This window comes from Streptomyces ossamyceticus (genome assembly GCF_001418475.1).
In the GTDB taxonomy this organism is placed as follows: Bacteria; Actinomycetota; Actinomycetes; order Streptomycetales; family Streptomycetaceae; genus Streptomyces; species Streptomyces ossamyceticus.
The window spans coordinates 1-9,631 of record NZ_LIQX01000618.1 but is presented as its reverse complement, the minus strand read 5'-3'; the positions used below and the strand labels follow the sequence as shown (position 1 = coordinate 9,631).

Sequence of the window (9,631 nt, the reverse complement as noted above, 5' to 3'; positions counted from 1 at the left end):
CGCCGCCAGCAGGTCCCGCAGCGGTGGCACGTCGGCGGCGGCCTCACGGGCGCGGAAGCAGTACTCGTTGGAGATCTCGGCGTTCCAGCTCATCGTCTGGTGCAGTTCGCCCTTCAGCAGGTCCATGAAGTCCGGCCCGCTCACGAACGCGTCGGCCGTGTCGCGGCCCCGGCGGATCTCGGCGAAGGCGACATCGATGAGGTCGAGCCACTCCAGCACCGCGTCGGCGGCGGCGTCGGGGTCCTGGACGCCGTAGGCGTTCAGATGCCGGAACCGGTCGGTGACGGGGGCCAGCCGCTCCGGAAGGCGGGCCAGGAACCGCGCCAGGTACTTGGGGTTGCGGTTGGTGTTGCCGTGGACGTGCGTCAGGCCGCGGAAGGTGTCGATGCCGAGCTTGCGCGCCGCGATCAGAGCGGACTCGTGATCCCGCTGCGCCCACATGCCGGCCAGGTCCCGGAAGTCGGGGTAGCTGCCCACGGCGGTGCGGAACGCGGTGTAGGCGACCTCGCCGGGCCTCACCAGCCGGGAGACCTCCTCGAAGGCGGGCGCGTTGGTGAGCGGCACACCGTACGTGAGACGGGACAGCAGCCGGAAGTCGACCGCGGACGCCGCGAACGCGGACGACTTGCGGGCCCGGGTGCGCAGATACGCGTACAGGTCGGCGTGGGCGGCCAGCATGTCGGTGACCTCGCCCACGGTGCGGTACTCGACGTCCACACCGAGCAGGCTCTGTGGCAGGTAGTCGAAGCTCGCCTTCACCCGGTCCCCGCTGGTGTAGTACCGCATGTGCCGCTCCCTGGGGAACGTCGCGCGGTGGAAGCGCTCGTCCTTCTCACGCGCCAGCACGCAGAAGTCGAAGTCGGACGACGGGGTGCCGGAACCGTCGACGAGCGAGCCGGACAGCACGAGGATGTCGTCCGGTGCCAGATGGATGTGGTCGAGCACGTCCCGCTCGTCGAAGTCGTCGAGGGCGGTGACTGCGGCGATGTGGGATCGGAAGGAGAGCACGTCCGCTCTGCCCCTTTCTGCCTGGTGTCGGTCAGGGGTACGTCCGGGGAGGTCGATGCGCCCGTACGGCCGGGGGCGGGTACCGCGCCGGTGGCGGGCCGCTCGGTCCGCGTGTGCGGCCGGCGGATAGCGTGGATCCGTGAACTCCACTGTCCCGTACGCCTCGACGGCCGAGCCCCGGATGCGCCACTCGGTCCGCGCACTGATCCTCGACGAGCGGGAGCGGCTGCTGCTGTGCCGCTTCGCCCTCACGGACCGGACCGGACGGCCGTTCGTCCTGTGGGCGGCGCCCGGCGGCGGCATCGCCCCCGGTGAGACACCGTCGCAGGCGCTCGCGCGCGAACTGGTGGAGGAGGTCGGCCTGGTACTCACCGACGAGGCACCGCACGTCTGGCACCAGGAGATCGTCGACCCGGCGATCGCGCCGGGCCACGACGGCGTCGTCAACGACTACCACCTGGTGCGCACCACCGCGTTCACCCCGGCGGGCGCGCTCGGCGAGGCCGCGCTCGCCCGGGAGAACGTGCACGGCACGCGGTGGTGGAGTCTCGACGAGATCACCGGCCACGACGGCCCCGACCTGTTCTCGCCCCGCGACCTCGGCACGCCGCTGGCCCGGTTGCTCGCCGACGGGGTCCCGGACCGGCCGGTCCTGCTGGGCCTGTGAGCCGTCGGCCGCGTGCCGCCGCCGGCTGACGGCGTACGAAGGCACCCGCGCCGCCTTCACGCCGCGGGGACCTCGGCGCGCAGATGCGCGCCGAGCTGGTCGACCGCGTGGCGCACGTCCTGGAACAGGTACCGGAAACGGAACGTGGGCAGCGCGGTCAGCGCGCCGCGGGTTTGCCGCAGGGTTCCCGGCTCCGGCTCGTGGCCGAAGATGTTGAGGTGCTTGTTCGGCGTGTCCAGGACATGCCGGTCGAGCAGCGCCCGCCGCTCCCTCGGGTCGACGGCGGACAGCCCGGCCTCCTCGGGGGCGTCCGCCAGACTCAGATGCACCAGCGCGTCCACCCGGGCCGAGTGCCCGAGCTTCGTCTCCAGCAGATCGGCGTACTCCCAGGGGTAGATGAGGGCGGTGCCGTGCCGTTCCACGCCGGAGGCGCGCAGACTCGGCAGGGTCGCGTTCGCCGGGTGTGTCAGCCCGTCCAGGGCGGTCCGCGCACCCTCGGGCCCGAGCAGCAGGTCCAGGGTGTCCAGGCGCACCGACACCGACCGCGGCCAGCCCACGCCGAGCACGCCGGGCCCGGAGCCGTCCGCCGACAGGCTCACATCGTCGTTGCACACCATGACGCCCTGACCGGCGAGGACGGCCGCCATCACGAAGGAGGTCTTGCCCGCGCGGCTGCCGCCGACCAGGGCCACACCCAGACCGTTCAGCTCGACCAGACCGGCGTGCAGGAACAGCATGCCGCCGCGGGCCGCCGCGGAACGGTGCACCGCACGGGTGGCCCGCAACAGGGACTGGCACGCCCAGGCCGGGCCCTCGGGGGCCAGGTGGAACACCTGCCGCTCGGCGTGGTCGACGGCGTACTCGACGGTGGGCTCGCCGAGCGCGGTGACCGGTTCGGGCACGGCGCCGGCGGTGGGCGACACGCCCTCGCTGATCCGCCAGTCACCCGGGCCGGCGGTGCCCGGCTCGACCGTCAGATAGGGGCGGGCGAGCCGGTCGATCTCCGCCGCGACGGACGGGCCGCACATCAGGCCGGTGGTCGCGAAGCGTGAGCGGACCACGTACGGGCGCGGCGCTTCGGTCGGTCGCATGCCGGGCTCACCTCCAGGTCAGGGTGGGGCCCGTGCCACGGGCCGGTGCGCACCGCGTCTCGCGGCGGCCCGCGACCCCTGGGTGAGGCGGCCGCGAGGCCGCGCGCAGGGACCGCTCGACCGATCATGGCAACGCGGTGGGCAGGGTGTCCGGGGCGATTCCGCTGGGCGGAACACCGGCGGGCCGAGGCCCCGGTGTCACCCGCGTCCCCGGCCCGCCCTCCGTGGCGGCACCCCGCGGCCGGACTCGGCGGCCGGGCCCACGAAGGGGCCGCGGGTGTCCCAGCCGAGTTCGGCGCCGCCCCGGAAGAACCGGCCGTTGGCCTCGGCGGCGGGCCGGTCCAGCAGCCGGACGAGGTCCTCGGCGACGGGGCCGGGATCGAGCGGCGCGTCCCCGGTGCCCATGTCGGTGCGGATCCAGCCCGGGCAGTACGCGAACGCCGCGAGGTCGCCGCAGCCCGCGTCGAAGTGGCGGGCCACGGACAGGACCAGCGCGTTGAGGGCCAGCTTCGACGAGCGGTAGGCGAACGACGCCCCGTCGGCGTCCTGGAGGCGCCCCATGCCCGAGGACACGCACACCACCCGCCCCGATCCGCGGGCCAGCATGGGCGGGGCGTACCGCTGGACCACACGGGCGGCACCGAACAGGTTCACCTCGAAGGTGTCGCGCAGGTCCGGCACCGACAGCGCGAACAGGTCGCCGTACCCGCGGCGCGGATCGTCCACGTAGATCCCGGCGTTGTGCACCAGGACGTCGATCTCCTCGTCGGCGAACAGGTCCGGGGGCAGCGGTTCACGAAGGTCGGTCACGCGGTAGTCGTCCAGATGTCCGTGGGCCGGCGCGGTGGCCAGGCCCACGCCCAGCACACGGTGGCCGGAGGTCTTCAGGGCACGGCACAGATGCGCTCCCAGGCCGCGGGAGACGCCGGTCACCAAGGCAGTCGGCATGGCCGTGAGCGTAACCCCCGCATGTGCGGCGCGGCGTCAACACCTGCTGTGGGTAGGGTGGTTGGACGGATCTTGACGAGTGGAGTGGGAGGCGCCCCATGGGGGGACACCGGCTGTTGGTCACCGGGCCGAGCGGAGCGGGCAGCACCACCTTGGGACGTGCCCTCGCGACCCGCTGGGCGGTGCCGCACGCCGACGTGGACGACTACCTGTGGCTGCCGAGCGACCCGCCCTACACGCACAAACGGCCCGTCGAGGAGCGGCTGGCACTGATGCGGGCGCTGTTCGTGCCACGGGAGGCGTGGGTGCTCTCCGGGACCCTGCGCGGCTGGGGCGACCCCGTCATCGCCGAGGCGGACGCGGTGGTGTTCCTCACCATCGACCCCGACACCCGCATGGGCAGACTCATGGCCCGCGAGCGGGTGCGCTACGGGGACACCATCGAGCGGGGCGGCAGCCACGAGGCCGCGCACCACGACTTCATGCAGTGGGCCAGGGGGTACGAGAGCGGCGACACCCCCGGCCGGCAGGCGAAGGACGAGCGCTGGCTGGCCGGCCTGGACTGCCCGGTGCTGCGCCAGGACAGCTCCCGGCCGCTGGAGGAGCTCGTCGCCGCCGTCACCGGCTGGCTGGACGCCCAGCCCGCCGCCGGCCCCCGTACGGCATGAGCGCGGCAGCGGCGCCGGACGCCGTGCGAGCCGCCGCGCGCGTCGCCGCCGGGGCCGCCGAGAGCCTGACGGGACGCGGTCTGAACGCCTCGTACCGGCTTGTCGAGGCGGGCGTGCCCTACGCCGTGAAGGTGCACTGCGCGGAGCGTTCCGGCGCCGTGGTGGCCGCCCGGATCCGCCGCGTCGACGCCCTGCTGCGCGGCACTCCCTGGTACCCGCCGCTGCTGGACCTGGCCACGGTGCGCGGGGACGGCCGGGACCACCTGGTCGTGGTGCGGCCCTACGTGCCCGGCGACGCCTCGGACGACGCGCGCGCCCAGGTGCCCGACGTGATGGACGTGCTGGCGGAGCTGACCGAGGGCGCGCGCAACACGGCCGTCGACGATGCCCTGGTCGGCGACTACGCCACGCCCTGGCTGGCGGACGCCGAGCGGGAACGGGCGCGGGTGGCGCCCCTCCTGACGGGCGCGTGGACGGAACTGGGGCGCGCCGTCGACGCGCGGCTGCCCTCGACGCTGGCGGGCGCCGCGCGGCTGACCCGGGCGGGCGCCGTGGTGGTGCACCACGGGGACCTGCACGGCCGGAACCTGATCACGGACGGAGCGGGCCGCTTCACCGTGATCGACTGGGACGAGACCGGCTTCTCCCGGCGGCCCGCCGACGCCGCCAAGGCGCTGTGGCTGTCGTGCCGGCAGGGCCGCGGCGACTTCGTCCTGGACCCGGCGGCGGTACGGGACTTCCTGCGGGCGCTGCGCGGCCGGGTCGGCGTGCCGTACGGGCAGGCCGCGGACGTGGCCCGGCTCGGCGCGGTGTGGTTCCTGCCGCGGCGGGAGCACATCGACCTGCTGACGCGCCGCGGTGCCGAGCTCGGCCCCTGGTACCTGGGCTGGATCGGACGGTTCTGGGCCCGCTACGCGGAGAACGCCGCACTGGTGGCGGCGACGGCGGCGGAGCTGGACGCAGCGGTGCGCGAGGGCCGTTGAGGACGGCCGCCCGCGCACCGCTGCGGGAGGGTCACCTGCGCACGGCGGCCCGGAAGTCGTCGGCGAGCCGGGACACGTCCGAGGCACCGGTCAGGGTGCAGCGCAGCACCGGCAGTTTGCCGAGGTCGGTGAGGAACACGTCGAGGGACGGGGGCTCCGCGCGGTCGTGGACGGGCACGCCGAGCCAGTCCTCGCCGTACAGGTTGTCGTCGAGGGAGAAGCAGTTGCGGCGGACCACCTCGGCCGTGTGGTCGGGGTCGGCCGTCGCGAAGGCGTAGTCGGCCGTGAGGTCGACCGTCGGGAGGACCACCCCGGCGAGTTCGGAGTGCGGCACGACCGGTACGCCGAGGTGCCGGTGGACCTCCCGCGAGCTGAGTTTGAGCTTGTCCTCCCCGTGCAGCCGGTCCCAGTCCGAACCCGGCGGCGGGAACCCGGCGCGGACGGGCCAGGACGCGAAGTCGGTGATCCCCATGACGTCGAGCGAGCCCTTGTTGATCGCCAGCGGCAGCGGGCAGGCGGTGACCTCGTAGTCCTCGGCGCGCCGGTCGAGGTGCATGCGGTCGTTGCCCATCCATCCGGCGTCGGGCAGCAGCCGGGCGAGCGCGACGGCGGTGGTGGACTTGCCCGCGCCGGAGTCGCCGATCACGAGGTAGGCGCCGCCCGCGTGGACGAACGCGGAGGAGTGCAGGACGAGGGAGCCCTCCGCCTTGGCGACGCGGGTGGCGATGTCCCGGACGATCCGGGTGAGCCACCGGTCGCCGAGTCCCGTCGGCGGCCTCACCAGGGTGAGGCGGTCCTCGGTGCGGACGAGGACGGCGTCCTCGTCGATGTTGGCGTCCCGCAGGGTGAACACGGTCCAGGTGGAGCCGTCGTGACGGGGCTGTCGGTACCCACGGGTCAGTTCGAAGTCGCCGGCCGTGCCGGACGCGGCGGCGTCGTCCAGGAGCGCCGCGATCGCCGCGGGCTCGCGCACCAGGTCGACGACGGTCAGGTCGGGCGCGGGCGCGTCCTCCAGCGGGGTGACGCCCAGCATGCCCGGCGGCCAGAAGGTCTCCGAGACCAGGGCGTCGGAGCCCCCGGAGGCGGTGATCAGCCGCAGGGTGTGGCCGCGTACCCGCAGATGGCGGGCGACGGCTCCGGCGGGCAGTGCGGTGGTGGCGTCGATGACGCGCATGGGCGCTCCTCGCGGGACGGTACGGGCAGGGGGTGGGAGGGGAGGGCGGTCACTCCATCGGCAGCAGACGGGGCCGGCCCTGCCGGAAGACCGTCCATCGGCGGAAGCCGATGTCGCGCAGCACCCGCACCACGTCGGCGTACTGGTCGCAGATCCGCTCGGGCACGTGCGCGTCGGAGGCGAAGGTGACGGGGACGCCGAAGTGGTGGGCGCGCTCCAGCACGTCGGTCTCCGGGTACCAGCCGCCGTGCTGCTTGGTGTTGCCGGAGGTGTTGACCTCCAGGACGGCCCCGGAGTCACGGATCGCCCGCAGCATCTCGTCGGCGGCGGCGGGCGCGGGCACGGCGCCCAGACGCGGGTGGTTGCCCTTGAGGGCGTCCACGTGGCCCATCACATGGAACAGGCCGGTGCGCGCGCAGTCGGCGACGGTGCGGAAGAACCGGGCCTTGACGGCGGGCAGTTCGTCGTCGTCCAGTCCGTCCCAGCGGCTGGTGTCGAAAATGTCCTTGCCCTCGAACATGTGCACGGAGCCGATGATGTAGTCGAAGGGGTAGCGGGCCAGTTCCCGCGCGTACGGCTCGGTCGCCCCGGCCAGGTAGTCGGCCTCGGTGGACACCAGGACCTCGATACGGCCCGCGAACTCCTCCTTGAGGGCGAGGGCCTCCGCCACGTACGCCGGGAACTCCGACTTGGGCATCGCCACCCGCGGCAGCGCGTGGTCCTCGGCGGCGGCGAACATCGGGGTGTGGTCCGACAGGCCCAGGACGTCGACGCCCATCTCCAGGGCCGTGGTGACGTAGTCCCGCAGCGAGCCGGTGGCGTGTCCGCAGCGCTCGTGCTGGGTGTGCAGGTCGATCACCGTCACACCGCCAGGTATCCGCCGTCGACGGGCAGATCGGCGCCCGTGACGAAGCTGGCCTCGCCGGAGAGGAGGAACGCGATGGGGGCGGCCACCTCGGCGGGGTCGGCGAACCGGCCCAGGAGGAACTTGCCGCCGTGCTCCGGGGCGGCCTCGGCCGTGGCCCGGTCCAGACCGAGGGCCTCCTTGTGGTACCGCTCGTTGTTGGCGTTCCACACGGTGCCGGGACTCACCGAGTTGACACGGATCCCGCGGGACGCGAGGTCCTGTGCCATGCACCGGGTGAAGCCGAGGACGGCGGACTTGCCGGTGTTGTAGGTGAGGTAGCCGCTCTGCGCGATGTGCGCGGAGATCGACGCCATGTTGACGATCGCCGCGTCCGCGTCCCGCTCCGGCAGGCGCGAGACGAACTCCCGCGTCGCCAGGGACAGGCCGATGATGGTGGGGTCCAGGGCGGCGTGCCAGTCCGACGCGGTCGCCTCGATGCCCTTGAACACGAAGCCGGCCGCGAGGTTCACCAGGAGCGTCGGCGTGGGCCAGTCGGCGGGCAGGCCCGAGAAGGCGGCCGCGAGGGCGTCCGCGTCGGTGACGTCGCCCACCGCCAGCGCCACGGCATGGCCCTGCCCGCGCCAGCGGGCCACCGCGGACTCGCCGTGCTCGGCGCTCTTGTCGTAGACGAGGACCCGGCAGCCCTCGGCGCACAGTCGTTCCACCACGGCGGCGCCGATGCCCTGGGCGCCGCCGGTCACGACGGCGGTGCGTCCGGTCAGCCCTCTGGTGCCGCGCGGGGTGGTCTCCCGTGAGGCGGTGGTGGTCATGTCCTCTCCTTTCGTCCGGCCGCGGCCTGTCGGGCGGTCCAGTGCCGTACGCGCTCCACGACCGCGTCCCGGGTGAGGTTCTCGGTGGCGCCGTGCGGCGAGAACGTCCCGTCGGGACCGGCGACGGGGTCCGTCCCCGTGCCGGGGTCCGCGTCGCCGGGGAGGTCCGGGTCGGCGGGCAGGTCCGCGTCGGCGGCGAGGGCGGCGAGGGCCGCCTGCGGCACCCCGGCCGCGGTGAGGGTCCGCCCGAAGGCGGTGTCCCCCGGGCCGCGCCCGTCCGGCGCGGTGAAGTACCGCCACACCTGCAACATGGCTTCCAGGTGCCCCGTCGACAGGTGTACCGCGTTGCGCCCCTCGGACAGCGCGACGTCGTGCCGCCGGGCCAGCGCGCCGAGGGAGCCGCGCAGGGACGCGGGGTCGGCGGCGCCCGGATGCAGCGCGCCGAGCAGACCGCCGCGCAGGTCGGCGATCTCACGGGAGCTGTGGCACTCCAGCAGCCCCACCTGGGCCCCCGGCACGCGGTAGCTCTCGGTGAGGGCGGGCAGGAAGCCGTTCAGGACGGCGACGAGCCGCCCGCCCAGTTCGACCAGCGAGGCGTAGGAGCCCGAGCCCAGTTTGTGGATCCCCGCGGACCGGCACCGCTCCTCCAGGGCCTCCGGGGTCAGGCCGGCGTCGCGGGTCATCGCCTCGTACGCGCCGAACGCGGCACCGTCGTCCGCGCCGGGCAGCAGGGTGAGCAGTGCCCGGCGGGCGGCGGTGGTGAGGGCCGCGGTGCCGTCGGCAGCGACGCGGTGCAGCCGGGGGTAGTGCAGCAGCAGGTGTCCGCGGCGGACGAAGTCCGCGGCGGGCAGGACCGCGGCCCGCAGCACCAGGACGCCGTCGGCGGTGAGGACCTCGACGGCGGTGGCGAGTGCCTCGTCGGCGAGGTCGGGGGTCATCACCTCGGGCTTGACCAGGACAGCGAAGTGGCTGCCGGTCTCCGGGGGCCCGACGGACGCGGGTCCGGTGTCCCGCCGCTCACCGGCCTGCCGGGCGGCGGCGGCCAGGGCACGGGCCCGCTCGACGGTCACCACAGGGTGATGCCCTGTTCGATGAGTTCCGCCGTGAGGGCGCCGGATCCGGCGACAGCGGCCTCGACGAGGACGCGCACCTTCTCCTCGTCGGCGTCGGGCGCGGTGACGACGACCTCGTCGGGCCGCTCCAGCGGAGCTTCCTTCGAGGTGAAGATGTGCACCTGCGCGGGGCCGCCGCACTGCTCGTGCACCTGACGGGCGAGCCGCATCGCCATCACGTTGTAGATCTTGCCGGTGTGGTCCAGCGGATTCTTGCCCGCGGGTGCCTCGATACTCATGGGCCGCATCGGGGTGATCAGGCCGTTGACCCGGTTGCCGCGGCCGACGACCCCGACGTCACCG

General features: G+C 74.0%; 11 protein-coding genes. 3 read left to right on the top strand and 8 right to left on the bottom strand.

The window, feature by feature from the left end; translation table 11 throughout:
- Positions 1-1,008, bottom strand: a 1,008-nt coding sequence (locus AOK15_RS34910) for a hypothetical protein (protein ID WP_055522313.1), incomplete at its 3' end; no start/stop codon positions are given.
- 139 nt (positions 1,009-1,147) lie between these two features.
- Here AOK15_RS34910 and AOK15_RS34905 point away from each other — a divergent pair.
- Positions 1,148-1,675, top strand: a complete 528-nt coding sequence (locus AOK15_RS34905) for an NUDIX domain-containing protein (RefSeq protein WP_240508736.1) — start codon at positions 1,148-1,150, stop codon at positions 1,673-1,675.
- A gap of 56 nt (positions 1,676-1,731) precedes the next feature.
- Here AOK15_RS34905 and AOK15_RS34900 read toward each other — a convergent pair whose 3' ends face one another.
- Together AOK15_RS34900 and AOK15_RS34895 are read right to left on the bottom strand one after the other, a co-directional pair.
- Complete coding sequence (locus tag AOK15_RS34900) at positions 1,732-2,766, bottom strand: hypothetical protein (protein WP_055522312.1); 1,035 nt, start codon at positions 2,764-2,766, stop codon at positions 1,732-1,734.
- A gap of 198 nt (positions 2,767-2,964) precedes the next feature.
- A complete protein-coding gene (locus tag AOK15_RS34895; protein WP_079058879.1) occupies positions 2,965-3,714 on the bottom strand; it encodes an SDR family NAD(P)-dependent oxidoreductase in 750 nt (249 codons plus the stop codon).
- A 98-nt stretch (positions 3,715-3,812) separates the two neighbouring features.
- On the opposite strand from AOK15_RS34895, the gene AOK15_RS34890 reads away from it, so the two are divergent.
- Positions 3,813-4,382 carry an AAA family ATPase gene (locus AOK15_RS34890; RefSeq protein ID WP_055522310.1) on the top strand — a complete coding sequence of 190 codons (570 nt, stop codon included), beginning with the start codon at positions 3,813-3,815 and terminating at the stop codon, positions 4,380-4,382.
- Positions 4,379-5,365: a phosphotransferase gene (locus AOK15_RS34885; RefSeq protein ID WP_157870463.1), complete on the top strand. Its 987-nt coding sequence runs from the start codon at positions 4,379-4,381 to the stop codon at positions 5,363-5,365. The genes AOK15_RS34890 and AOK15_RS34885 overlap by 4 nt, the downstream gene beginning before the upstream one ends.
- Before the next feature lie 31 nt (positions 5,366-5,396).
- On the opposite strand, the gene AOK15_RS34880 is transcribed toward AOK15_RS34885, so the two are convergent.
- The 5 genes from AOK15_RS34880 to AOK15_RS34860 all read right to left on the bottom strand — a co-directional run.
- Positions 5,397-6,539 carry a hypothetical protein gene (locus tag AOK15_RS34880; protein WP_055522308.1) on the bottom strand — a complete coding sequence of 381 codons (1,143 nt, stop codon included), beginning with the start codon at positions 6,537-6,539 and terminating at the stop codon, positions 5,397-5,399.
- A gap of 49 nt (positions 6,540-6,588) precedes the next feature.
- Positions 6,589-7,404, bottom strand: coding sequence for a histidinol-phosphatase (locus AOK15_RS34875; RefSeq protein WP_079058878.1), 816 nt, complete (start codon positions 7,402-7,404; stop codon positions 6,589-6,591).
- Positions 7,401-8,216 (bottom strand): SDR family NAD(P)-dependent oxidoreductase, encoded by an 816-nt coding sequence (locus tag AOK15_RS34870; protein WP_055522307.1) that lies wholly within the window; start codon positions 8,214-8,216, stop codon positions 7,401-7,403. The genes AOK15_RS34875 and AOK15_RS34870 overlap by 4 nt, the downstream gene beginning before the upstream one ends.
- Positions 8,213-9,286, bottom strand: a complete 1,074-nt coding sequence (locus AOK15_RS34865; RefSeq protein WP_157870462.1) for a hypothetical protein — start codon at positions 9,284-9,286, stop codon at positions 8,213-8,215. The genes AOK15_RS34870 and AOK15_RS34865 overlap by 4 nt, the downstream gene beginning before the upstream one ends.
- Positions 9,283-9,631 (bottom strand): methionine adenosyltransferase (locus AOK15_RS34860; RefSeq protein ID WP_276206250.1); only part of this gene is annotated, 349 nt, incomplete at its 5' end. The genes AOK15_RS34860 and AOK15_RS34865, both read right to left, overlap by 4 nt.

What these genes read in the sequence shown, in the direction of transcription:
- AOK15_RS34885 (WP_157870463.1), top strand. Translation starts at nt 4,379, where the DNA reads ATGAGCGCGGCAGCGGCGCCGGACGCCGTGCGAGCCGCCGCGCGCGTC.
- AOK15_RS34880 (WP_055522308.1), bottom strand. Translation starts at nt 6,539, where the DNA reads ATGCGCGTCATCGACGCCACCACCGCACTGCCCGCCGGAGCCGTCGCC.
- AOK15_RS34890 (WP_055522310.1), top strand. Translation starts at nt 3,813, where the DNA reads ATGGGGGGACACCGGCTGTTGGTCACCGGGCCGAGCGGAGCGGGCAGC.
- AOK15_RS34895 (WP_079058879.1), bottom strand. Translation starts at nt 3,714, where the DNA reads ATGCCGACTGCCTTGGTGACCGGCGTCTCCCGCGGCCTGGGAGCGCAT.
- AOK15_RS34870 (WP_055522307.1), bottom strand. Translation starts at nt 8,216, where the DNA reads ATGACCACCACCGCCTCACGGGAGACCACCCCGCGCGGCACCAGAGGG.
- AOK15_RS34900 (WP_055522312.1), bottom strand. Translation starts at nt 2,766, where the DNA reads ATGCGACCGACCGAAGCGCCGCGCCCGTACGTGGTCCGCTCACGCTTC.